Below are 22783 nucleotides of genomic sequence, written 5' to 3'. Positions count from 1 at the left end.
AAGCCGCCGTCGCGCACTGCGGTTGCGACGATTTCACGCGCGAACGGGAACAGCAGGCGCGGGCATTCGATCATGACCAGCGGATGCAGGTTTTCCTTCGGCACGTTCACGACCCGGAACACGCCGGCATAGGCCAGGTCGAAGCTGAACATCACCTTGCCGGCGCCTTCGGCCTTGCCCTCGATCGACAGGATCACCTCGTACTCGTGTTCCGACAGGTTGTTGGCCGAGACGTTGATCTGGATGTTGATCGCCGGCTGCTGCTGCTGCGGGCCGAGCGAGGCCGGTGCGTTCGGGTTCTCGAACGACAGGTCCTTGGTGTACTGCGCCAGCACGTTGAGCTGGGGCGGGGCCTGTTCGACGGGTGCGCCGTTGCCGTTGGTCATGAAATGTCTCCTGAAGCGGCGCTCGATGGACAGGATGTCCGACGGCACGCGTTAAACTGGTTGGAAATGCCGATGCCGCGCGAGTGGCTATCATAGGCCCGGCGCGCTCGACAAGGACGACGAGCCCGGGGAGGTCGCGGAAGGTTCGCCCAATTGTTGCGCGGCGGCGGCGCAAGGACGAGCTCTCCGACCCGTTAACAGCTCCCTAAATGATTGAAGATGCGCGATTTCCCGCAAAGGAACGATTTCCCCCGGCTGCCAAAACGCGCTACACTTGCCCGTGCCAAAAAGCGCCATTGGCCGGGCATAGTTTCGTGCCTACATGCTGCGGACTCAATCGGTGATGTAATCTCTGCCGTTCCTGACCGGGGAACGCTTGGACGGCCGGCCCGTTGCCGGCAGAGACCAGAAAGCGAAATCGACGTGGATATCTACACCATCATCTTCCTGGCGCTGGCCGTGTTCATCTTCCTGCGGCTGCGCAGCGTGCTCGGACAGCGCACGGGAAGCGAGCGGCCGCCCTATGATCGCGCCGCGCCCAACGTCGTGCAGCGCGGCCAGGACAACAATGTGGTTCCGATGCCGGGGTCGGTGATCGACCAGCCCCCGATGCCGCCGAGCGCCGAGCCGGCCGAGCCCACCGACCGCTGGAAGGGCATCGCCGAACCCGGTACGCCGCTGGCCCAGGGGCTCGATGCCATCGTGGCCCAGGATTCCTCGTTCGATCCGCGGCATTTCCTGTCGGGCGCCCGCTCCGCCTATGAGATGATCGTGCTGGCCTTCGCCAATGGCGACCGTCGCGCGCTTAAGGATCTGTTGTCGTCCGAGGTCTATGAAAGCTTCGAGGCCGCAATCAAGGATCGCGAGAAGCACGAGCAGAAGACCGAGACCCGGTTCGTGTCGATCGACAAGGCCGAGATCGTGAATGCGGAGACGCGCGACCGGACGGCACAACTGACCGTCCGCTTCGTGTCGCAGATGATCTCGGTCACCCGCGACAAGGCGGGCACGATTGTCGACGGCAGCCCGGACAAGGTTGCCGACATTACCGACGTTTGGACCTTTGCTCGCGATGCGACTTCCCGCGATCCGAACTGGAAGCTGGTTGGCACTGGAAGCGCTCACTAAACATCTCAGCTACGGGCGCCTCGCAGTCGCGTGTTGCGCGCTCGCTGTCCTGTGTTCCACCGCGGCGATCGCCGCGCGCTACCGGACCAGCCGGCATCCCCCGCCGCGACACGAACATTCCCACCCGATCCCCTATCCCAACCTGGAACTGCCGCTGCAGGTCAGCGGCAGCCAGTATGAGCCGCTGACCTGGGGCAATGTTCCCGGCTGGAAGGACGACGACCAGCTCTCCGCCTACAAGGCGTTCCGCACCAGCTGCAAGCCGATCGCGGCGCAGCGCGGCGCGCCGCCGGACGCGAAGGCGCTCGGCAGCTCGCTGCGCGATCCCTGCCGGATCGCCAGGGGGCTCGATCTCGCCGATGCCGGCAAGGCGAAGGATTTCTTCGAGCAGAATTTCGTGCCGCTGCGGATCTCGCGTCTCGGCGAGGATGCCGGCTTCGTCACCGGCTATTACGAGCCCATTCTCGAGGGGTCGCGGACCCAGACCGACGTCTACAACGTTCCGGTCTATCGCCGCCCGTCCAACCTGTTCGTGCGCGGCAAGAACCAGAGCTCGGTCGGTCTGCCCAACAGCGGCCCGGTGTATCGCAAAATCGGCCGCCGCAAGCTGGTGCCCTATTACGACCGAGCCCAGATCGAGGACGGCGCCATCGCCGGCCGCGGGCTGGAGATCGCCTGGCTGAAGAGCCAGACCGACCTGCTGTTCGCGCAAATCCAGGGCTCGGCGCGGATCAAGTTCGCGGACGGCACCACGCTGCGCATCAATTACGACGCGCATAATGGCTACCCCTATACGCCAGTCGGGCGCGTGCTGATCGACCGCGGCATCATCCCGAAGGATCAGATGTCGATGCAGAAGATCCGGGAGTGGATGGAGCAGAACCCCGACGGCGCCAAGGAGCTGCGGCGGCAGAACCGCGCCTATGTGTTCTTCCGCGAGGTGCAGCTGTCGGACAAGGATGAAGCCGTCGGCGCCCAGGGCGTGCCGCTGACGGCGGGCCGCTCGATCGCGGTCGACAAGGCGCTGCATGTCTACGGCACGCCGTTCTTCATCGCCGGCGAGCTGCCGATCGAATCCGAGCAGTCGAAGACGCCGTTCCACCGGCTGATGATCGCGCAGGACACCGGCTCGGCGATCGTCGGCCCGGCGCGCGCCGACCTCTATTTCGGCGCCGGCGCGGATGCCGGAAAGGTGTCCGGACGGCTGAAGCACACCATGCAGTTCGTCATGCTGGTGCCGAAGGGCCTCGATCCGGTTGCCCGCGGCCGCAAGCTGCCGGTGCCCGATGCGCGGCCGTCGGCGAAGATCGCCAAGGAGTTTCCGCAGACCGAGCCGCCAAAGGACAAGCCGGCGGAAAAGCCGGCCGATATGCCGGTCGGGACGGTCGCCGGGGGCACGGCGAAAGACGTGGCCAGGGATGGCGCCAAGGACGGCGCTAAGCCTCCGGCCAAGAGCACCACCAGCGCGGCGGCCAAGGGGCCGGCCGACACGAAGGACGCCGCGCCCGCTGTGCCATCGGCGCCCGCAGCAACGACCCCTGTCGCACAGGCCGCGCCTGTGGCAGAACCGGTGCCGCTGCCGGCCGCCCGGCCCGACATTCCGCAACCGCCGAAGAAGCGACGCTATCGACGCCACCGTCACGATGAGCGATGAAACGTCCTGCGCCGATCCCCGATCTCTCCGCTCCGTCGCGGCGCAAGCGTGCGCTGAGCGAGGAGGAGCGCGCGCTCTGGGAAAGCGTGGCCAAGCACGTCAAGCCGCTGCGCAAGAAGGCGTCTGGCGCGAAGGCCCACGCGCCTGCCTCTGAGCCGGCTATGCATCCCGTCGCGGCCAAGCCCGTTCCGGTCAAGGTCGCAGCGCCCGTGAAGGCTGCGCCGGCGCCGCGCCCGCTGATGCCGCCGCTCGCGCCGGTCGGCCGGCGCGAGCGATCAAAGTTGTCGCGCGGCCGGCAGGAGATCGATGCGCGGCTCGATCTGCACGGCATGACGCAGATGCGTGCGCATCGCATGCTGTTCGGCTTCCTGCAACGCGCGCATCATGATGGGCTGACCTTCGTGCTCGTCATCACCGGCAAGGGCAAGGTCGGCGGCCAGGATGCCGAGCGTGGCGTGCTGCGGCGTCAGGTGCCGGAATGGCTCAGCCTGCCGGAATTCCGCGCGCTGGTGGTCGGCTTCGAGGAAGCCCATATCGGCCATGGGGGCGAGGGCGCGCTCTATGTGCGGGTCCGCAGGGCTCGCTAAAAGCGTGGTCCGGAAAAGTGTGAAGCGGTTTTTCAACCAGATCATGCTCACTAAAACGGACGTACGATCCCGACGCGCGGGATCACGGTGATGATCCATCCGAAGATGTTGGTCTTGCGATCATCCGGCGGGATCAGGGAGACCTCCTTCGACGCCGGCAGCATCTTCACGGCGTGCAGCATCAGGAACATGCAGACCGCCCAGTTCGAGATCCAGCGCGAATAGTCGAACACGACCGCGAACATGATGAGATAGCCGGCGCTGATCAAAACGAGGGAGGCGATCACGATCCGGCGGTGCAGCTCGCTCGCCAGCGCGCCGATCAGCCGCGCGAAATACTGCCACAGCGGTGTGTGCAGCCAGATCAAGAGCGCGAACACCGGAATGCCGAGGATGTTCGAGGGCATGCGTCCCCAGGTGTCGGCGATCTCCTTCGACAGCGGCTGGTACCAGATGTAGCCGAATTGCAGCAGGTCGGTGCGCGACGGATCGGCCATCCGGCTTTGCAGGTGACGAATGAACTCGTCATACGGCACCGGCACGGTGCCGGCGAATTGCGCGACCAGGAACAGGATGCCGACCGCGGCAAGCGAGGCAATCCCGATCGCAGCGTTCAGCCGCGTCACGCCGTGCGCCAGGTAGAAGCGCAGCACCACGATGGCGGCGATGACAGGTACATACATCAGGACGAAGATGTGGTGGACCAGGATCAGCGCGATCGAGACCAGCGCTGCGATGAGCACATAGCCGATCGAGCGCGCCGGGATCAGCAGCAGCACCAGGGTCAGCGCGCAGCCATCGATGTCGAAATGGCCGAGCGTGTGCATGAAGTTCTTCAGGAAGAACGGCGAGCCCGCGATGAAGACGAACAGCGGCAGCTGCGCGTCGCCGAATCCGAAGGTGCGGCGGAACAGTTTGATGAACAGGCCGAGCGTCACCAGCCAGATCGCGCCGGCGAGCGCGAACACCAGCCACACCGGCACCTTGGCGGTGAACAGCGCGACGATCGCGCCGATCAGCGCGCGCTTGGTGAAGCCGTAGTGATAGTCGACCAGCAGGTGGATGTAGGGAACGTAGGGCGGCAGCGCGATCTTGTGCAGGAACACCCCGACCAGCACGGCCGCGTTGATGGCCAGCATCAAGCGCCACGGGTTTTGCCACCATGTTAGTTTCAAACTCATCGTCGTCCCGGCAAAGCGAAGCGCGAGCCGGGACCCATAACCACAGATCCACGTTTGGCAAGGGCTGGGGCCGCAGCTTGCATCAACAATTGCCGCCGGTGGTTATGGGTCCCGGCCTTCGCCGGGACGACGGTTGAGGGTGCCGAGCTACAAGATAAGTTGAGGGTGCCGAGCTACAAGATAAACCGGCTGAGATCGGCGTTCTTGGCGAGATCGCCGACGTGCTTGGTCACGTAATCGGCATCGACCTGGATGGTTTCGCCGTGGCGGTCGGGGGCAGTGAAGGAGATGTCGTCAAGCACCCGCTCCATCACGGTCTGCAGCCGCCGCGCGCCGATGTTCTCGACCGTCGAATTGACGGCGACAGCGATGTCGGCGAGGGCGTCGATCGCGCCGTCGGTGATGTCGAGGGTGACGCCCTCGGTCTTCATCAGCGCGACATACTGCTTGATCAGCGACGCCTCGGGCTCGGTCAGGATCCGCCGCATGTCGTCGCGGGTCAGCGCCTGCAGCTCGACGCGGATCGGCAGGCGGCCCTGCAATTCGGGCAACAGGTCCGACGGTTTTGCGATGTGGAAGGCGCCCGAGGCGATGAACAGCACGTGATCGGTTTTGACAGCGCCGTGCTTGGTCGAGACCGTGGTGCCCTCGATCAGCGGCAGCAGATCGCGCTGCACGCCTTCGCGCGATACGTCGCCGCCGGCGCGGTTCTCGCGCACGCAGATCTTGTCGATCTCGTCGAGGAACACGATGCCGTTGTTCTCGACCGCGCTGATCGCCTCCTGCACCAATTGGTCGGTGTCGAGCAGCTTGTCGGATTCCTCGTTGACGAGGATCTCGTGCGAGCCTTCGACGGTGAGGCGACGCGTCTTGCTGCGGCCGCCCATCTTGCCGAAGATGTCGCCGAGCGAGATCGCACCCATCTGGGCGCCGGGCATGCCGGGGATCTCGAACATCGGCATGCCGCTGCCGCCCGACTGCGTCTCGATCTCGATTTCCTTGTCGTTGAGCTCACCGGCGCGCAGCTTCTTGCGGAACGACTCGCGCGTCGCCGGACTCGAGCCGGGGCCGACCAGCGCATCCAGCACGCGCTCCTCGGCGGCGAGCTGGGCACGGGCCTGGACGTCCTTGCGCTTGCGCTCGCGCACTTGCGCGATCGCGACCTCGACGAGATCGCGGATGATCTGCTCGACGTCGCGGCCGACATAGCCGACCTCGGTGAACTTGGTCGCCTCGACCTTGAGGAACGGTGCGCCCGCAAGCTTGGCCAGCCGCCGCGCGATCTCGGTCTTGCCGACGCCGGTCGGCCCGATCATCAGGATGTTCTTCGGCAGCACTTCCTCGCGCAGGGAACCGGCGAGCTGCAGCCGCCGCCAGCGGTTGCGCAGGGCGATCGAGACGGCGCGTTTGGCATCGGCTTGGCCGACGATGAAGCGGTCGAGTTCGGAAACAATTTCACGGGGGGAGAAGTCGGTCATCGGCTTTAGCTAGGTTGATAATCGGGTCTCGGCAAGCGGCAGTCTTGCGCCTAGAGAATCGGCGGTCCGGCCTGCCATTGTTTGATCGCGTCGAACGGGTGGATCAGCATGATGATGTTCAGCGTCAGATTGTCGCGAATGTGGAGCAGCAGCACGATCTCGAACAAAATGCCGAGCGCGACCGTCGCCACCACCGGCAGCTTGCGCGCCATCAGGAATCCCGACACCATCGCCAGCGTGTCCGACACCGAATTGACGATCGTGTCGCCGTAATAGTCCAGCGAGATCGTGCCGGCGCGGTAGCGCTCGATGATGAAGTTGGAATTCTCGACCAGCTCCCAGGTGCCCTCGATCAGCATCGCCGCGATCAGCCGCGCGGGCCAGGCAAGCCGCGGCAGCGCGAGGAATGTCAGGCCGTAGAACAGCATGCCGTGCAGCCCATGCGACGGCGTGTACCAGTCGGCGATGTGCTGCGAATTCTCCGAGCTCTGCACGCTGCCGTGCCAGAGTTTGACATAGCCGCAGGCGCAGATCGGCAGGCGGCCCATCATGTAGAGCAGCACGGCCTGCAGCGCGAGCAGCACTGCTGCGATCGCGAACCAATGCCATGCCGCAATGCCCTTGCCCTCGTCGCGCAGCAGCGTCATGCGTCGCGCACCATCAGCAATGCCGTGCCGTCAGGCGTCTCGACCAGGCGCACGCGCTCGAAGCCGGCCTTCTCGTAAGCCCGAATCGCGCACGGATTGGCCGGATCGGGATCGGTGACGACGCGCGGTGCGCCCTCCGCCAGTCGCGCATCGGCAAAGGCGCGGATCAGCGCGGAGCCGTGGCCGCCCCCGACCATGTCGGGTTCGCCGATGAACAGATCGATGCCGCGGGTGCCCTCAGGATGCGCGCCGAAGCCGGAATTCCACGCCGTCAGGCTGTAGCACTGGATGTAGCCGACATCCTTGCCGGCGAATTCGACGATGAACTGATCCATCGCCGGTTCATCGAGATCGCCGCTGACCAGCGCATATTGCTCGTCCGGATCACCCCACCACTCCCGGACATGCGGCAGCGCCAGCCAGCGCTTGATCTCCGGCAGATCGGCCGCCGTCATCGGGCGGAAGCGGTAGGGAGCGGCCATACTCAGCCGCCGATCGATTCGATCGTTACGTTGCGGTTGGTGTAGACGCAGATGTCGGCGGCGATATCGAGCGCGCGGCGCACGATGGTCTCGGCGTCCTTGTCGGTGTCGGCCAGCGCACGGGCCGCGGCCAGCGCATAATTGCCGCCGGAGCCGATCGCCATCACCCCGGACTCCGGCTCCAGCACGTCGCCGGTCCCGGTCAGCACCAGGGAGACGTCCTTGTCGGCGACGATCATCATGGCTTCGAGGCGGCGCAGATAACGGTCGGTGCGCCAGTCCTTGGCGAGCTCGACGGCCGCCCGGGTCAATTGTCCCGGATATTGCTCCAGCTTGCTCTCGAGCCGCTCGAACAGGGTAAAGGCGTCGGCGGTGGCGCCGGCGAAGCCGCCGATCACGTCGCCCTTGCCGATCCGGCGGACCTTCTTGGCATTGGCCTTGATCACGGTCTGGCCGATCGAGACCTGCCCGTCGCCGCCGATCACGACCTTGCCGCCCTTGCGGACCGTGCAGATCGTGGTGCCATGCCAGACCGGCAGCTCGTTTGGGGATGCTTGCATAGATTACCTCTCTTCCCGGCAGATTTAGGCCGTCGGGCGAGGGGATACAATTGGGCCGATTTGGCGTGTTTTCGCGCCGGCCCGAAACAGGCCATCCCGAGACGGGCCGGGAATTCCGGTCACCATGGCGGCAAGTTCAGGCTTTTCGCCGTCATCCCGCAGTAGCGAAGGTGACATCCGCCTGTTAAAAGACCGGCGTTTTCGGCACGAGAAAGCTTAATTTTCATGCGCACCGCAACCATCAAGCGCAAGACCAAGGAGACCGACGTCGAGGTGACGGTCAACCTCGACGGATCAGGCGTATCCACGGTTTCGACCGGGATCGGCTTCTTCGATCATATGCTCGATCTCCTGGCCCGGCATTCCCGCATCGACATCGCGGTGAAGGCCGATGGCGATCTCCATGTCGATTACCACCACACCACCGAGGACGTCGGCATCGCGCTCGGCCAGGCCGTCAAGCAGGCACTCGGCAACATGGCCGGCATCACCCGCTATGCCTCGATCCATATGCCGATGGACGAGACGCTGACCCGGATCGTGATCGACATTTCGGGCCGGCCGGTGCTGGTGTTCAAGGCCGACTTCCCGCGCGACAAGATCGGCGAGTTCGACACCGAGCTGGTGCGCGAGTGGTTCAACGCCTTTGCGATGAACGCCGGCGTGACTCTCCATGTCGAGACCTTATATGGCGAGAACAGCCATCATATCGCCGAATCCTGTTTCAAGGGTCTGGCGAGGGTGCTCCGGGCGGCGGTCGCGATCGATCCGCGCGCCCAGGGCGAGGTGCCCTCGACCAAGGGTCAGCTCGGCGGCTGACTTCTGCTATCTGCGGCGGAGTTTCGAATGCCGGTCTACACAGTGCATGCCCCCTCGGGGAACGGCGCCGACCTTGCGGCGACCGACAAGTTCGCCTTCGTGCGCGACGGCTTCCATTTCTGGGCCGCGCTTGCGGGCGTGATCTGGCTTGCCTGGCATCGGCTGTGGCTGGCCCTGATCGGCTGGCTCGTCCTCACCTTTGCGGTCGACTTCATCCTGGCCAAGCTCGGCATCGGCCGTGGCGCGATCCTGCTCGTCGACCTCGTCTTGATGCTGCTGCTTGGATTGGAGGCGGCGAGCCTGCAGCGCTGGACGCTGTCGCGGCGCAAATGGCGCCAGCTCGACATCGTGGTGGCCGACGATGAGGAGGCGGCCGAGCGCCGCTTCTTCGATCGCTGGGCGGCGCGGCATCGCGGTGTCGTCAACGATCAGCGATCGGTCGATCGCGGCGCGCCGCCGCCGACCCGAAGCGTTGCCGGCGAGCCGTTCTCAAAACCCCCCCCGCTGCCGCAAGGCGGCATTATCGGACTGTTTCCAGAGCCAGGAGGATCGCGATGAGCGTTGCAATCATCGATTACGGCTCCGGCAATCTGCATTCGGCGGCCAAGGCCTTCGAGCGCGCGGCGCGCAGCATGGAGGATCCGCAGGCCATCAAGGTGACGCGCGATCCAGATGCGGTGTACCGCGCGGATCGCATCGTGCTGCCAGGTGTCGGCGCCTTCGCGGATTGCCGCCGCGGCGTCGATGCGGTCGACGGCATGCTGGAGGCGCTCACCGAGGCGGTCAGGGTCAAGGCGCGGCCGTTCTTCGGCATCTGTGTCGGCATGCAGCTGATGGCGACGCGCGGCAAGGAGCACGTCACGACCGAGGGCTTCGACTGGATCGCGGGCGATGTCGAGAAGATCGTGCCGCGCGACGAGAACCTGAAGGTCCCGCATATGGGCTGGAACACGCTGGACCCGATCCGCGAGCACCCGGTGCTGGAACGGCTGCCGCTCGGGCCGAAGGGCCGTCACGCCTATTTCGTGCACTCCTATCACCTCAACGCCGCCAACGAGGCGGACGTGCTGGCGCGTGCCGACTATGGCGGGCCGGTGACTGCGATCGTCGGCAAGGACACCGCGATCGGCACCCAGTTTCACCCCGAGAAGAGCCAGCGTTTTGGGCTGGCCCTGATCTCGAATTTCTTGAAGTGGAAGCCGTGATCCTCTTTCCAGCGGTTGACCTGAAGAACGGCCAGTGCGTGCGCCTGGAGCAGGGCGACATGGCGCGAGCCACCGTGTTCAATCTCGATCCGGCGGCGCAGGCGCGCGCCTTCGCCGCGCAGGGTTTTGAGTATCTGCATGTCGTCGATCTCGACGGCGCGTTCGCCGGCAAGCCGATGAACGCACAGGCGGTGGAGGCGATGCTCCAGGCCATCAAGATGCCGGTGCAGCTCGGTGGCGGCATTCGCGACCTCAAGACCATCGAGGCCTGGCTCGACAAGGGCATCACGCGTGTGATCATCGGCACCGCGGCGGTGCGCGACCCCGAACTGGTGAAGGGCGCGGCGAAGAAATTCCCCGGCCGTGTCGCGGTCGGGCTCGACGCGCGCGACGGCAAGGTCGCGGTCGAAGGCTGGGCCGAGACTTCGCATGTCACCGCACTCGAGATCGCCCAGCGTTTCGAGGATGCCGGTGTCGCCGCGATCATCTTCACCGACATCGCCCGCGACGGCCTGCTCAAGGGCCTCAACCTCGACGCCACGATCGCGCTCGCCGACCGTATCGCGATCCCGGTGATCGCCTCCGGCGGCTTCGCCTCGATCGACGACGTTAAGGCGCTGCTCGAGCCGCGCGCCAAGAAGCTGGCCGGTGCCATCGTCGGCCGCGCGCTCTATGACGGGCGGCTCGATCCGGCCGCGGCGCTCAAGCTGATCCGCAGCGCGGCCTAGGAGACGGATATGTTCAAGGTTCGCGTGATCCCCTGTCTCGACGTCAAGGACGGGCGCGTGGTCAAGGGCGTCAACTTCGTCGACCTGCGCGATGCCGGTGATCCGGTCGAGGCCGCGATCGCCTATGACGCCGCCGGCGCCGACGAGCTCACCTTCCTCGACATCACCGCCACCCATGAGAACCGCGGCATCATGCTGGATGTGGTGCGGCGGACGGCGGAGGCCTGCTTCATGCCGCTGACCGTCGGCGGCGGCGTCCGCACCGTCGACGATATCAAGACGCTGCTGCGCTCCGGCGCCGACAAGGTCTCGATCAACTCGGCCGCCGTCAGCCGCCGCGAATTCGTGAAGGAAGCGGCCGAGAAGTTCGGCGAGCAATGCATCGTGGTCGCGATCGACGCCAAACGGGTCAAGCGTGCCGGCGGCTCGGACCGCTGGGAGATCTTCACCCATGGCGGTCGCAATGCCACCGGCATCGACGCCATCGAATATGCCCAGGAGGTCGTTACGCTCGGCGCCGGCGAGATCCTGCTGACCTCGATGGACCGGGACGGTACCCGGCAAGGTTTTGACCTGCCGTTGACCCGGGCGATCGCGGACAGTGTCCCCGTACCGGTCATCGCCTCCGGTGGCGTCGGCAATCTCGACCATCTGGTCGATGGCGTCCGCGAAGGTCATGCCACCGGCGTGCTGGCCGCCTCGATCTTCCACTTCGGGGAATTCACGATCCGCCAGGCCAAGGATCACATGGTGCGCGCCGGGCTGCCGATGCGCATCGATCCTTAGGACTCCTTGTGACAGAAATGCTAAATTGCCACCTTGGGGATGGCACCGGGACGGTGCCGGCGCACGTGCTTGAGTTGAGTTGATGTCGCGTTTCACGGTCCACGATCTGGCGGCCACCATCGACGCCCGCGCTGCAACGGGCGGCGAGGCGTCCTACACCCGCAAGCTGCTCGACAAGGGCGCGGAGCACTGCGCCAAGAAGCTGGGCGAGGAAGCGGTCGAGACGGTGATCGCGGCGGTCGGGAATAATCGTGATCATCTCATCGCCGAGAGTGCCGATCTGCTGTTTCACCTGCTGGTGCTGCTGAAGTCGCGTGGCGTGAAGTTGGAGGATGTCGAGGCGGCGCTGGAGAAGCGCACCGCGATGTCCGGACTGGAAGAGAAGGCGTCGCGCAAGCGCGATTGATCAAGGGGCGTCTCATGGATATCCGGGCACCAGATCAGCAATACAATCCGTACCGCATCTTCACGCGCCAGCAATGGGCGCATTTGCGCGACGACACGCCGATGACGCTGGAGCCGGGCGAGTTCGACCGCCTGCGCTCGATGCACGACCGCCTCGACTTGCAGGAGGTCGAGGACATCTATTTGCCGCTGTCGCGCCTGCTCTCGATCTATGTCGATGCGACCCAGCGCCTGTATTATTCGCAGCGCCAGTTCCTCAACATCCGCGACCGCAAGATGCCCTACATCATCGGCGTCGCCGGATCGGTCGCCGTCGGCAAGTCGACCACGGCACGCGTGCTGCAGGCGATGCTGGCGCGCTGGTCGCCGCGGCCGAAGGTCGACCTGATCACGACCGACGGTTTCCTGTTTCCGAATGCCGTGCTCGAGCGGCAGGGCCTCATGCAGAAGAAGGGCTTTCCGGAAAGCTACGATCTGCCGACGTTGCTGTCGTTCCTCAGCGACATCAAGGCGGGGCGCCGCCACGTGCGGGCGCCGGTCTATTCGCATCTGACCTACGACATCGTGCCGAACAAATGGGTCGAGATCGACCAGCCCGACATCCTGATCGTCGAAGGCGTCAACGTGCTGCAGGCCGGCCGGTTGCCGCGCGACGGCAAGGCAGTGCCGTTCGTCTCCGACTTCTTCGACTTCTCTGTCTATATCGATGCCGATGAAGCCGTGCTCCGGCAGTGGTACATCAAGCGCTTCCTGGCACTGCGCGACACCGCATTCACCGATCCGAGATCCTACTTCCACCGCTACGCGCCGCTCTCTGACGAAGAGGCCACCGCCACCGCGATCGCGATCTGGGAGCGCACCAACCTCGCCAATCTCGAGGACAACATCCTGCCGACCCGGCCGCGCGCGACGCTGATCCTGAAAAAGGGCCCCGACCACGTCGTGCAGTCGGTGGCGTTGCGGCGGCTGTAGTTCGTCGCCAATCGGCACCCACATCACCGGTGTCGTCCCGGCGAAGGCCGGGACCCATGCTCCGTGGCGGCCGAAAAAGGGCACGCGGCGAGACGATTATCCAACAACTGCCATTCGTGGCTGGGTCCCGGCCTTCGCCGGGACGACACTGAGTTTGTTGCACGCCGCCTGCCAAGTAACGGCTGTCATCACCCGGCTTGATGACGGTTGTGGGTGCGGCGCGCCCTACGCTGCAATATGCCTTGCGGCGGCGAGGCCTGTGAGCGCTTCTTCGAGCTTTTCCCGGTCGAGCGGCTTGATCAGGAAACCGTCCATGCCGGCTTCGAAGCAGGCATCGCGGTCCTCGACCAGCGTGTTGGCGGTCAGCGCCAGGATCGGGGTGCGGCGGCCGGGCTGGCCGGCCTCGTGCTCACGGATGCGCTTGGTGGTCTCGATGCCGTTGAGGCGCGGCATCTGGATGTCCATCAGCACCAGATCGTAGGGCGTGCCGGCGGAGCGCGCCGATAGCCAGGATTCCAACGCCTGTTCGCCGTCGGTGGTGACGACGACGTTGTGGCCGAGCCTTGCGAGCAGCGAGCGCATCAACAGCGCGTTGATCTCGTTGTCCTCGGCGACCAGGATCGAGAGCCCCTTGTCCGGCGGCGCGGCGACGGAAGTGGCGGGGACGGGCTCGGCGATCGCGTCGACGGCGATACTCGGCGCCGTGACTTCGGGCGAGGCGGTCAGGCGCGCTGCCAGCGAGGCGGCCCGCAGCGGCTTGACCAGATAGCCGGTAAAGCTGGAGTTCGCCGGCGCCAGCAGGTCCTGCCGCGTCGCCGGCGTGCAAATCACGATGCGATGAACCGCATGGCTGCGGGCGGCGGTGGCGAGCGCGTCGATTGCCGGGGTGCCGAGCGCGTGGTCGATCAGGACTGCGTGCCAGCCGCGCTCCGGCAGCAGCGCCGCGGCGACGTCGGCATCGGACACGATGCTGGTCTGCGCGCCCCAGCGCTGCAGCCGCCGCGCGATCAGCGAGACCTCGATGCTGTGCGGCGCGGCCAGCATGATCGATTGCTCGGACAGGTCCGGTGGCGCGAAGCTGTCGGCTTCGCCGGTGTCGGCAGCGGCCAGCGGGATCGACACTTCGAAGGTCGAGCCCGCACCTGGCGTGCTCGCCAGCGCGATGCGGCCGCCCATCCGCTTGACGATGCGGTCGCTGATCGACAGGCCGAGGCCGGTGCCGCCATAGCTGCGCGCGATCCGCTCATCGGCCTGCTCGAACTCGCGGAAGATCCGCTGCTGCGCTTCCGGCGCGATGCCGATGCCGGTGTCGCGGACCAGGAAACTGATCTCGTTCGGCCAGATGCCGGGCTCGACGATCAATGCGACGCCGCCGGTCGCGGTGAATTTGATTGCGTTGCCGGCGAGATTGAGCAGCACTTGGCGCAGCCGCGCGGCGTCGCCGATCACCCGCATCGGCAGCCGCTCGTCGACATAGGCCGCGATCTCGATGCCCTTGGCCTGGGCGCGCGGCGCCAGCAGCTCAGTGATGTCTTCGATCAGGCCGGACAGCGCGAAGGCGCGATGCTCGAGGTCGATCTTGCCGGCCTCGATCTTGGAATAGTCGAGCAGCTCCTCGATCAGCGCCAGCAGCGCATCGCCGGAGGTCTTGACCGCCTTGACGTAGGTCAGCTGTTCCGGCGTCAGCTGGGTGTCCATCAACAGCCCGCTCATGCCGATGATGCCGTTCAGCGGCGTGCGTATCTCGTGGCTGGCCATCGCGAGGAAGCGCGATTTGGCGCGGTTGGCGGCGTCGGCCTGATCGCGGGCTTCGGCCAGCGCCCGCTCGCTCTCGGTGCGATCGGTGACGTCGCGGCCGACGCTTTGCACCTCGGCCGCCTCGATGGCGTCGTTGCGGACCAGGCCCTCGCGCCAGGCGATCCAGCGCGGGCCGAACGGTCCTTCGATCTTCTGGTCGTAGACGCGGGTGCCGCTGGCTTCGAGCGCGGCGGCGCCATGTTCGAGAACCTTCAGCACGGCGGTGCTGCCGATCAGTTCGCTGCGTGGCGCTTGCGCGAGCTCGCAATAGGCGTCGTTGGCGTAGGTGATGCGGCCGTTCTGGTCGCGCAGCACGATCAGATCGCCTTGGGCCTCGAACAGATTGCTGGCGCGCTGCTGCGCCTCCTGCAGTTCCCAGTTGCGGTCGGCCATCGCTTCATTGTGGGTTGCGATGGTGCGCAGCTTCTTGCGCAGCAGCCGCATGCGGATGCCGAGCGTCACGATCCAGAGGCAGGCGAGCGCGAACAGGAAGCTGACGCCGATCGCGAACGCGTTGGGGTCGTAGCCGCTCTTGTCCGAGAGCGCGGCCGAGATGAAGCCGAAGGCGCCGCCGAACGTGGCGGAGAGGATCATGAAGGAGCGAAGGATCGCCGCGATCCAGGAATGGCGCCGCATGAAGCGGCGAAGGCGCAACTTGATCCGGAAGAAACGCCCCATCAATCGTGACCCTGAGATAGCCTGATCCGATGCTGACGATGCGCCGGCCATCTTGCAAAGTGCTTGAAGCAGGCGGACGTTTTGCGCCGCCTTGCGAACAGCGTTAGCGAAAGGTTAATCGCCTCTACAGCGACGCCGCCTCGACGCGGCGATGGCCGCCACGGGCGCTGACGATCAGGGCCGCGGCGTCGCGCACCGAGAACGTCTTCGACTGCACGAAGACGCGATAGTCGGACGGGCCGTCATCGTGCGAGAGATAGATCACGGGACCGCTCGCCGACCGGTCGCGCGAAATCGCGATCAGCTGCGGCACGGTGTTGCTCTCGCAGGCGCCGGCCTCGGCGTCGTCGATGTCGTCGATCACGGTGAAGTCGGCGGCTTCGGCACTGTCGGCGATCTGGACGCGGACGGTGGCAAGGCGCGGATCGTCGGTGAAGCTGACGTGGAGCTGGGCGAACCATGGGGTCGACGCGATCTGCAGCGCGGCCCCGCCGACCTCGATGCAGGGCCGGGAGCCGGGCAGGAATTCAACGCGGGCAAACACGGCTGCCACGGCGAGCGGGACTACCGAGGCCAGAATCTTGAAACGCAACATGACACGACTCGCTCGACCCAAGCCGGCCGCGGATCGCGGAGGGCTTATGGTTTGCGGAGCGTAAACGAGAGTGGTTACCGTCGCGTTGACGTGGAAACAATTCCGCAGCGGGCCGGGACCGTGTCGCTGGAAGGCGATTCGATCAGGCGGCGCGGCGCAGATCGTCGGCCAATGCACGATAGGACAGCGCCTCGGCGAGGTGCAGCCGGCCGATCGTCTCGGCGCCGTCGAGGTCGGCCAGCGTGCGCGCCACCCGCAGCACGCGGTGATAGCCGCGCGCGGTGAGGCGCATGTTGTCGGCGGCCTCGCGCAGCAGCTTCTGCCCGTGCGCGTCCGGCTGCGCGATGGTCTCGAGCAGCGCGCTCGGCGCTTCGGCATTGGTGCGGACATGCGGCATGCCGGCCGCCGCATAGCGCGCGAGCTGGATGTCGCGCGCGGCCGCGACGCGGGCGGCGACCTCGGCCGATCCTTCCGCCGGCGGCGGCAGGATCAGGTCCGCGGCGGTCACCGCCGGCACTTCGATCCGCAGGTCAATGCGATCCATCAGCGGGCCGGAGATCCGCATCTGATAGTCGGCGGTGCAGCGGTCGACAGGGGCGCGCCTGCAGGAATAGCCAGGCTCATAGGCATGGCCGCAGCGGCACGGGTTCATCGCCGCGACCAGCATGAAGCGTGCTGGATAGGTAACGCGGTGGTTGGCCCTGCTGACGGAGACCTCGCCGTTCTCCAGCGGCTGGCGCAGCGAATCCAGCACGCGCGGATCGAACTCCGGCAATTCGTCGAGGAACAGCACGCCCTGATGCGCGAGCGAGATCTCGCCGGGTTTGGCGCGCATGCCGCCGCCGGTCAGCGCGGCCATGCTGGCGGAATGATGCGGGCTGCGGAACGGGCGCCGCGCCGTCAGCGCGCCGTCGCGGATCTCGCCGGCGACGGAGGCGATCATCGAGACCTCCAGCAGCTCGGACGGCGACAGCGGCGGCAGGATCGACGGCAGCCGCGCCGCCAGCATCGATTTGCCGGCGCCGGGCGAGCCGATCATCAGCAAATGATGGCCGCCGGCGGCCGCGATCTCGAGCGCGCGCTTGGCGCTTTCCTGGCCCTTGATGTCGCGCAGATCGAGCAGCGCGTCCGCACGCTCGTCCTCTTGCACCTTCGGCTGCGGGCGCGACAGCACCTGCGTGCCTTTGAAGTGATTGGCGATCTGGATCAGCGAGTGCGCCGCGATGATCTGGATGTCGGGGCTGGCCCACGCCGCCTCCGAACCGCAGGCGGCCGGGCAGATCAGCCCTTCGTCGCGCGAATTGGCGCCGATCGCAGCCGGCAGCACGCCGGCCACCGGCGCGATCGAGCCGTCGAGCCCGAGCTCGCCAAGCACGGTGAAGCCATTCAGAGCATCCGGCGGGATCGCGCCGATCGCCGCCATCAGGCCGAGCGCGATCGGCAGGTCGTAATGGCTGCCTTCCTTGGGCAGATCGGCGGGCGCGAGATTGACCGTAATGCGGCGCGCGGGCAGCGCCAGCCCCGAGGCGATCAGCGCCGAGCGCACCCGCTCGCGCGCCTCGGACACCGCCTTGTCCGGCAGGCCGACGATGGCAAAGGCCGGCAGGCCCGGGGCGACCTGCACCTGCACGTCAACCGCGCGGGCCTCGATCCCCTCGAAAGCGACGGTGGAAACGCGCTGGACCATGCTGCCCCTATTTTCCGCGCGGACCGTAGCGGAACCGGGCATCGAATGCAAGAACATTCCGGGAACATTTTGCCGGCCCGGGCGACGCCGATTGCAGATCGTTATCGATACAACGTGCGCGACCGGAACCGCAATCTGCAACATGTCTCCTCGTTAGTGTGCGCGGGCACATTGTCGCAGCGCACTTCCAATTTCCTTTCTGCTTCAGCGCTCGCGCGATTGTCGCGGCGCAGTCTCGATCTATTCCAAGCGCGGAGGTCTGTACTCACGCGCCGCGCACTGTAGAGCCGGGTCTCAAATCCAGACCCAGCACATCAGGGCGCCCTTCGCGTGACAGACAGACTCGCTTCGCATTCCACTTCTCGACATCATTCCATCTCGCGAACGATTGGTCTGTGTACCCTCGCCGTGCTTGCCGCCGGAGCCGGGAGCGAAGAGGCCGCTGCGCAGGCGGCGCTGCCGCCGGTGACGGTCGATGCGCCGCAGCCGCGCGCAACAGCTGCTGCGTCTGCAAGACCATCACGTCGTGCGGCAAGCGCGCGCGTCAATCGCGCCAATCGCGCGGCGCGGCCGCAACAGGCCGCGGCGCCTGCGTCCGCATCCGGCGCAGTTGCCGGCGAACGCGCCGGCGGCCCCGTCACCGGATTTGTCGCCACGCGTTCGGCCACCGCGACCAAGACCGACACGCCGCTGGTCGAAACCCCGCAATCGATCTCGGTCATCACCACCGATCAGATCCGGAATCAGGGTGCGGAATCCGTCGGCGCCGCGCTGCGCTACACCGCCGGTGTCAGCGGCGACGTCAATGGCGGCTCGGACACCCGCTTCGGCGGCCTGCAAATCCGCGGCTTCGACATGACGATGCCCGGCCTCTATCTCGACGGCCTGCGGCTGCCGAGCAGCAACTATGTGCACTTCCTCGGGCTCGATCCCTACGGCGCCGAACGCCTCGAAGTGCTGAAGGGCCCGTCGTCGGCGATGTTCGGCGGCAGCGGCACCAGCGGCATCCTCAACTATGTCAGCAAGCTTCCGACCGCGCGCCAGTTCGGCGAGGTCTCGATCTCCGGCGGCAGCTTCAACCGCTACCAGGGCGAGTTCGATGTCGGCGGTCCCGCCAACAAGGAAGGCACCGTGCTGTGGCGCCTCACCGGCGTCGCGCGCGACGGCGAGACCCAGGTCGACTTCACCAAAGACAACCGCGTCTTCATCGCGCCTGCGGTCACCGTGAAGCCGAACGAGGACACCACGATCACCTTCCTTGCGAACTACCAGAAGGAGCGGACCGGCTGGGGCCTGCAATTCCTGCCGTCGTCCGGCACTGTCTGGGCCAACAACGGCCGCTACATCCCGAACACGCGCTTCGTCGGCGAGCCCGGCTTCAACCAGTTCGACACCGAGCAATCCTCCGTCGGCTACCTGCTGTCGCACGACTTCAACGACGCCCTGACCTTCCGCCAGAACCTGCGCTATTCCTGGATGCACAATGAGCAGCGCAGCTTCTACGGCATGGGCTATGCGTCCGCGGCCGACGAAGCCGCCGGCCTGTTGTCGCGCGGCGGCAGCGGCGGCGAATCGACCATCAATTCGTTTGCGGTCGACAACCAGCTGCAGGGCAGATTCGTGACCGGCCCCTTGAGCCACACCACGCTGTTCGGCGTCGACTATCGCAATACCTCGTTCCGCGACATGGCCTCGCTGTTTGGCACCGGCAAGCTCAACGTCTTCGCGCCGGTCTATACCAACAGTTGGACCAATCTCGGCCCCTACGACGACACCGGCATCAAGCAGTCGCAGGCCGGTATCTATCTGCAGGACCAGATCAGGCTCGGGCGGCTGTCGTTCCTGCTCGGCGGCCGGCAGGACTTCGTCACCACCGATCTCGACAACAATCTTGCCAAAACCGCGACCTCGACCGACGCTTCGGCGTTCACCGGCCGCGCCGCGGTGATGTACAATTTCGACAACGGCATCGCGCCCTATTTCAGCTACGCGGAATCGTTCCTGCCGGTGCTCAGCATCAATGTCGCCGGCGAATTGCTGAAGCCGGAAGCCGGCGTGCAGTACGAGGTCGGCGTCAAGTATCAGCCGGTCGGCATCAACGCGCTGATCACCCTCGCCGCATTCGACCTCACCCGATCCAACGTCGTCACCTACGCGCCGCCATCCTATTTCGCGGAGCAGACCGGCCAGGTCAAATCGCGCGGTATCGAGCTCGAGGGCACCGCGACGCTGGTGGAAGGCGTCAACATCCGCGGCGGCTATGCCTCTGTCGACGCCGTCGTGACCAAGGATCCCGTCAATGTCGGCAAGGCGCCGACCACCGTGCCGCTCAATCGCTTCTCGCTGTGGGCCGACTACACCGTGCAGGGCGGCGCGTTCGCTGGCTTGCAGTTCGGCGCCGGCGTCCGCTACGTCGGCTCGACCTTCGGCGACGAGGCCAACAGCTTCAAGGTCCCGGCCTCGACGGTGGTCGATACGCTGGTCGCCTATTCCAGGGACAATTATCGCCTTTCGCTCAACGTCACGAACCTCGCCGACACCCGTTACGTGGCGGCCTGTTACGGCAATACCAGCTGCTTCTATGCCGAGGGCCACAAGGCGATCGCGAAACTGACCTACCGCTGGTGATGACGATGAGATCGATCCTCGGACCGCTGCATCGCTGGGCGGGACTTGTCACCGCCGCCTTCCTGTTCTTCTCGGGCGTCACCGGCGCGATCATCTCGTGGGACCACGAGATCGACGACGTCCTCAACAGGAAACTGTTCGAGGTGACGAGCGCGGGGCCGGCGATCCCATCGGTCGAGCTCGTCAAGCTGATCGAGCAGCGCGATCCTTGCGCCCGCGTCGTGCACATGTTCATGACGCCGGAGAAGGGCGAATCACTCTGGTTCTTCGTGCTGCCGCGGATCGATCCGGCCACCGGCAAGCGCTACACGCTCGACTACAACCAGGTGTTCCTCGATCCGAACACCGGGGCCGAGCTCGGGCGCCGCTATTGGGGCGCGGTCTGGCCGGTGACCAGCGAGAATTTTGTCTCGTTCCTCTACAAGCTGCACTACACGATGCACATCCCGGAATTCTGGGGCAGCGACCGCTGGGGCATGCGCTTCCTCGGCATCATCGCGGTGATCTGGACCATCGACTGTTTCGTCGGCTTCTATCTGACGCTGCCGTCGCGGCGGCGCGCAGCGGGCCAGCGCGGCAAGGGCTTTTGGGCACGCTGGGCGCCGGCCTGGAAGATCAAGAGGTCAGGCAGCGCCTACCGGATCAACTTCGACATCCATCGTGCCTTCAGCCTATGGACCTGGGCGCTGCTGTTCGTGATCGCGTTCACGGCGTTTTCGCTCAACCTTTATTTCGAGGTGTTCTCGCCGCTGATGAAGACGGTGTCCAACTACACGCCGACACCCTATGAGCAGCGGCCATACCGCCATCTCGACGATCCGATCGAGCCGAAGACGACCTATGCCGACATCGCGGCACGTGCCGCCGCCGACGGCAAGGTGCGCGGTTGGTCGACGCCGATCGGCTGGATCAATTACGGCCCCGCGCACGGCGTCTATGCGGTCGCGTTCTTCGAGCCCGGCGACGAGCATGGCGCGGCGGGCGTCGGCCCGCCGCAACTCTACTACGATAGCGAGGACGGCCGCCCGCTCGGTGCAAAACTGCCATGGGTCGGCACCGCGGCCGATGTGTTCGTGCAGATGCAGTTTCCGCTGCATTCCGGCCGCATCGCCGGCTTGCCCGGACGCATCCTGATTTCGGTGATGGGACTCGTGGTAGCCGCGCTGTCGGTCACCGGCGTGGTGATCTGGTGGCGCAAGCGCCGGGCGCGCATCCGCACGCGAGTGGCTGCGGCGTCATCGCCCGGCGGGCGTCTCGCGCCGGCCGAATAGATCGGACGGGCACAGTCGGGAGCGGCATGCGCCGCCCCCGAACGCCGTCCCGTCAGAGCAGCATCTGCATCGGCTCGGGATAATAGTGGAAGCCCTCGCCCGCCTTGGCGACGTGGCCATAGCCCGGCCAGGCGAAGTGATAGGACATCACCGCCGTCTTGTTCGCCGCCAGCATCTCCAGCAGCTTGACCCGCGAGGCTGCCGCCTGCTTCGGATCGGTGTCGTAGGAGAACTCCATCCGCGGCCGCTCCAGCAGCAGCACCGCGTGATGCGAGAGGTCGCCGAGGAAGGCGAAGGATTTGCCGGCCGAGCTCACCATGAAGATGCTGTGGCCCACGGTGTGGCCGGGCGCCGCGATCGCCTGTACGCCGGGTAGGAATTCCTGGCCGTCCTTGAAGAACACCAGCCGGTCCCGCACCGGGAGCAGGTTCTTGCGGGCGTGCACGATGAAGTCCTTCAGCGGGCTGCCCATCTTGCCTTCATCGGTCCAAAACTCGAAGTCGCTTTGCGCGATGTAGTATTGCGCGTTGGGGAACAGCGGCTTGTTGCTGGCGTCGACGATACCGCCGATGTGGTCGATATGGGCGTGCGACAGCACCACCGCATCGATGTCCTCCGGCTTGATGCCGGCCTCCTTCATGCTCTTCTGCTGCCGGCCGGTGGTCGGCCCGAACGCCTGCGAGGTGCCCATGCCGGTGTCGAACAGGATCAGCTTGTCGCCGGTGTTGACGATCGGCGAGTTCTGCTCGAGCACGACATTGTCCGGCGACAGGAAGTGGTCGGACAGCATCTTCTTGACCTCCTCCTTCGGTACGCCGGTGAAGGTCCCAGAGGGATCGCCGAGTGGCAGCGGTCCATCGGACACCACGGTCACTTCGGCTTCGCCGAGCACGAAGCGGTGCCAGTACGGTGTCTGCGTGCCGAGCTTCGGCGCACGTGCCACCGCGGTACCGCCGAGCATGGTGCTGGCACCGAGACCGGCACCGAGCGCGAGCAGGGATCGTCGTGAGATGTTGGACGTCATTCGTCTTCCTCCACAATTCTTTAAGATTCTTTTCATGACTTTTCGTGTTGCCCGCGCCGGTCCGCCGCTTGACCTGATGCAGGCA

21 protein-coding genes and 1 pseudogene are annotated in these 22783 nt (G+C 65.8%); 12 read left to right on the top strand and 10 right to left on the bottom strand.

Annotated features, from left to right (window positions below):
- The coding region (gene secB / locus J6500_RS26200) for a protein-export chaperone SecB (protein ID WP_225715581.1) at window positions 1-386 on the bottom strand (386 nt) is incomplete at its 3' end.
- A gap of 423 nt (window positions 387-809) precedes the next feature.
- On the opposite strand from secB, the gene J6500_RS26195 reads away from it, so the two are divergent.
- The 3 genes from J6500_RS26195 to J6500_RS26185 are packed head-to-tail and all read left to right on the top strand — an operon-like array spanning window position 810 to window position 3755.
- Window positions 810-1514 (top strand): Tim44/TimA family putative adaptor protein, encoded by a 705-nt coding sequence (locus J6500_RS26195; protein WP_225715580.1) that lies wholly within the window; start codon window positions 810-812, stop codon window positions 1512-1514.
- Window positions 1492-3168 (top strand): MltA domain-containing protein, encoded by a 1677-nt coding sequence (gene mltA / locus J6500_RS26190; protein ID WP_225715579.1) that lies wholly within the window; start codon window positions 1492-1494, stop codon window positions 3166-3168. Before J6500_RS26195 ends, mltA begins: the two co-directional genes overlap by 23 nt.
- A complete protein-coding gene (locus J6500_RS26185) occupies window positions 3165-3755 on the top strand; it encodes a Smr/MutS family protein (RefSeq protein ID WP_225715578.1) in 591 nt (196 codons plus the stop codon). Before mltA ends, J6500_RS26185 begins: the two co-directional genes overlap by 4 nt.
- A gap of 50 nt (window positions 3756-3805) precedes the next feature.
- On the opposite strand, the gene J6500_RS26180 is transcribed toward J6500_RS26185, so the two are convergent.
- From J6500_RS26180 to hslV, 5 genes and pseudogenes are all read right to left on the bottom strand, one after another.
- Window positions 3806-4894 carry a hypothetical protein gene (locus J6500_RS26180; RefSeq protein WP_376707860.1) on the bottom strand — a complete coding sequence of 363 codons (1089 nt, stop codon included), beginning with the start codon at window positions 4892-4894 and terminating at the stop codon, window positions 3806-3808.
- Window positions 4895-5109: 215 nt separating this feature from the next.
- Window positions 5110-6414 carry an ATP-dependent protease ATPase subunit HslU gene (gene hslU, locus J6500_RS26175; RefSeq protein ID WP_225715576.1) on the bottom strand — a complete coding sequence of 435 codons (1305 nt, stop codon included), beginning with the start codon at window positions 6412-6414 and terminating at the stop codon, window positions 5110-5112.
- 77 nt (window positions 6415-6491) lie between these two features.
- A pseudogene (locus J6500_RS26170) lies at window positions 6492-7061 on the bottom strand (DUF2585 domain-containing protein); the annotation flags it as partial.
- Complete coding sequence (locus tag J6500_RS26165; RefSeq protein WP_225715574.1) at window positions 7058-7543, bottom strand: GNAT family N-acetyltransferase; 486 nt, start codon at window positions 7541-7543, stop codon at window positions 7058-7060. The gene J6500_RS26165 and the pseudogene J6500_RS26170, both read right to left, overlap by 4 nt.
- Before the next feature lie 2 nt (window positions 7544-7545).
- Window positions 7546-8103 carry an ATP-dependent protease subunit HslV gene (hslV, locus tag J6500_RS26160; protein ID WP_225715573.1) on the bottom strand — a complete coding sequence of 186 codons (558 nt, stop codon included), beginning with the start codon at window positions 8101-8103 and terminating at the stop codon, window positions 7546-7548.
- A gap of 225 nt (window positions 8104-8328) precedes the next feature.
- Here hslV and hisB point away from each other — a divergent pair, with 225 nt between their 5' ends.
- The 7 genes from hisB (at window position 8329) to coaA (ending at window position 13018) form a co-directional block, all read left to right on the top strand.
- Window positions 8329-8922, top strand: a complete 594-nt coding sequence (gene hisB / locus J6500_RS26155) for an imidazoleglycerol-phosphate dehydratase HisB (protein WP_225715572.1) — start codon at window positions 8329-8331, stop codon at window positions 8920-8922.
- Between the two features lie 27 nt (window positions 8923-8949).
- A complete protein-coding gene (locus tag J6500_RS26150) occupies window positions 8950-9480 on the top strand; it encodes a DUF2628 domain-containing protein (RefSeq protein ID WP_225715571.1) in 531 nt (176 codons plus the stop codon).
- Window positions 9477-10127 carry an imidazole glycerol phosphate synthase subunit HisH gene (gene hisH, locus J6500_RS26145; protein ID WP_225715570.1) on the top strand — a complete coding sequence of 217 codons (651 nt, stop codon included), beginning with the start codon at window positions 9477-9479 and terminating at the stop codon, window positions 10125-10127. The genes J6500_RS26150 and hisH overlap by 4 nt, the downstream gene beginning before the upstream one ends.
- Window positions 10124-10855, top strand: coding sequence for a 1-(5-phosphoribosyl)-5-[(5-phosphoribosylamino)methylideneamino]imidazole-4-carboxamide isomerase (gene hisA / locus J6500_RS26140; RefSeq protein WP_225715569.1), 732 nt, complete (start codon window positions 10124-10126; stop codon window positions 10853-10855). Before hisH ends, hisA begins: the two co-directional genes overlap by 4 nt.
- A 9-nt stretch (window positions 10856-10864) precedes the next feature.
- Window positions 10865-11641: an imidazole glycerol phosphate synthase subunit HisF gene (gene hisF, locus J6500_RS26135; protein ID WP_225715568.1), complete on the top strand. Its 777-nt coding sequence runs from the start codon at window positions 10865-10867 to the stop codon at window positions 11639-11641.
- A gap of 82 nt (window positions 11642-11723) precedes the next feature.
- Window positions 11724-12047, top strand: a complete 324-nt coding sequence (locus tag J6500_RS26130; RefSeq protein WP_225715567.1) for a phosphoribosyl-ATP diphosphatase — start codon at window positions 11724-11726, stop codon at window positions 12045-12047.
- Between the two features lie 14 nt (window positions 12048-12061).
- Complete coding sequence (gene coaA / locus J6500_RS26125) at window positions 12062-13018, top strand: type I pantothenate kinase (RefSeq protein ID WP_225715566.1); 957 nt, start codon at window positions 12062-12064, stop codon at window positions 13016-13018.
- 225 nt (window positions 13019-13243) lie between these two features.
- On the opposite strand, the gene J6500_RS26120 is transcribed toward coaA, so the two are convergent.
- From J6500_RS26120 to J6500_RS26110, 3 genes are all read right to left on the bottom strand, one after another.
- Window positions 13244-15493 (bottom strand): response regulator, encoded by a 2250-nt coding sequence (locus J6500_RS26120; RefSeq protein ID WP_225715565.1) that lies wholly within the window; start codon window positions 15491-15493, stop codon window positions 13244-13246.
- A 124-nt stretch (window positions 15494-15617) separates the two neighbouring features.
- Entirely contained in the window at window positions 15618-16088 is a 471-nt protein-coding gene (locus J6500_RS26115) for a hypothetical protein (protein WP_225715564.1), read from the bottom strand.
- 142 nt (window positions 16089-16230) lie between these two features.
- Window positions 16231-17775 carry a YifB family Mg chelatase-like AAA ATPase gene (locus tag J6500_RS26110; protein WP_225715563.1) on the bottom strand — a complete coding sequence of 515 codons (1545 nt, stop codon included), beginning with the start codon at window positions 17773-17775 and terminating at the stop codon, window positions 16231-16233.
- Window positions 17776-18183: 408 nt separating this feature from the next.
- Here J6500_RS26110 and J6500_RS26105 point away from each other — a divergent pair, with 408 nt between their 5' ends.
- Both J6500_RS26105 and fsrB read left to right on the top strand, forming a co-directional pair.
- Window positions 18184-20403 (top strand): TonB-dependent siderophore receptor, encoded by a 2220-nt coding sequence (locus J6500_RS26105; RefSeq protein WP_225715562.1) that lies wholly within the window; start codon window positions 18184-18186, stop codon window positions 20401-20403.
- A gap of 5 nt (window positions 20404-20408) precedes the next feature.
- Complete coding sequence (gene fsrB / locus J6500_RS26100) at window positions 20409-21674, top strand: siderophore utilization protein FsrB (protein WP_225715561.1); 1266 nt, start codon at window positions 20409-20411, stop codon at window positions 21672-21674.
- A 52-nt stretch (window positions 21675-21726) separates the two neighbouring features.
- Here fsrB and J6500_RS26095 read toward each other — a convergent pair whose 3' ends face one another.
- A complete protein-coding gene (locus J6500_RS26095) occupies window positions 21727-22698 on the bottom strand; it encodes an MBL fold metallo-hydrolase (protein ID WP_225715560.1) in 972 nt (323 codons plus the stop codon).
- Window positions 22699-22783 lie beyond the last annotated feature (85 nt).

Origin of the sequence: Bradyrhizobium semiaridum (genome assembly GCF_020329505.1) — a bacterium.
Lineage (GTDB): Bacteria > Pseudomonadota > Alphaproteobacteria > Rhizobiales > Xanthobacteraceae > Bradyrhizobium > Bradyrhizobium semiaridum.
The sequence above is the reverse complement of the archived record's forward strand: the minus strand, read 5'-3'. Positions and strand labels throughout refer to the sequence as shown.

What these genes read in the sequence shown, in the direction of transcription:
- J6500_RS26115 (WP_225715564.1), bottom strand. Translation starts at nt 16,088, where the DNA reads ATGTTGCGTTTCAAGATTCTGGCCTCGGTAGTCCCGCTCGCCGTGGCA.
- hslV (WP_225715573.1), bottom strand. Translation starts at nt 8,103, where the DNA reads ATGCAAGCATCCCCAAACGAGCTGCCGGTCTGGCATGGCACCACGATC.
- J6500_RS26180 (WP_376707860.1), bottom strand. Translation starts at nt 4,894, where the DNA reads ATGCTGGCCATCAACGCGGCCGTGCTGGTCGGGGTGTTCCTGCACAAG.
- fsrB (WP_225715561.1), top strand. Translation starts at nt 20,409, where the DNA reads ATGAGATCGATCCTCGGACCGCTGCATCGCTGGGCGGGACTTGTCACC.
- J6500_RS26130 (WP_225715567.1), top strand. Translation starts at nt 11,724, where the DNA reads ATGTCGCGTTTCACGGTCCACGATCTGGCGGCCACCATCGACGCCCGC.
- J6500_RS26120 (WP_225715565.1), bottom strand. Translation starts at nt 15,493, where the DNA reads ATGGGGCGTTTCTTCCGGATCAAGTTGCGCCTTCGCCGCTTCATGCGG.
- J6500_RS26110 (WP_225715563.1), bottom strand. Translation starts at nt 17,775, where the DNA reads ATGGTCCAGCGCGTTTCCACCGTCGCTTTCGAGGGGATCGAGGCCCGC.
- hslU (WP_225715576.1), bottom strand. Translation starts at nt 6,414, where the DNA reads ATGACCGACTTCTCCCCCCGTGAAATTGTTTCCGAACTCGACCGCTTC.
- hisB (WP_225715572.1), top strand. Translation starts at nt 8,329, where the DNA reads ATGCGCACCGCAACCATCAAGCGCAAGACCAAGGAGACCGACGTCGAG.
- coaA (WP_225715566.1), top strand. Translation starts at nt 12,062, where the DNA reads ATGGATATCCGGGCACCAGATCAGCAATACAATCCGTACCGCATCTTC.
- J6500_RS26095 (WP_225715560.1), bottom strand. Translation starts at nt 22,698, where the DNA reads ATGACGTCCAACATCTCACGACGATCCCTGCTCGCGCTCGGTGCCGGT.
- J6500_RS26185 (WP_225715578.1), top strand. Translation starts at nt 3,165, where the DNA reads ATGAAACGTCCTGCGCCGATCCCCGATCTCTCCGCTCCGTCGCGGCGC.
- hisH (WP_225715570.1), top strand. Translation starts at nt 9,477, where the DNA reads ATGAGCGTTGCAATCATCGATTACGGCTCCGGCAATCTGCATTCGGCG.
- J6500_RS26150 (WP_225715571.1), top strand. Translation starts at nt 8,950, where the DNA reads ATGCCGGTCTACACAGTGCATGCCCCCTCGGGGAACGGCGCCGACCTT.
- hisF (WP_225715568.1), top strand. Translation starts at nt 10,865, where the DNA reads ATGTTCAAGGTTCGCGTGATCCCCTGTCTCGACGTCAAGGACGGGCGC.
- J6500_RS26165 (WP_225715574.1), bottom strand. Translation starts at nt 7,543, where the DNA reads ATGGCCGCTCCCTACCGCTTCCGCCCGATGACGGCGGCCGATCTGCCG.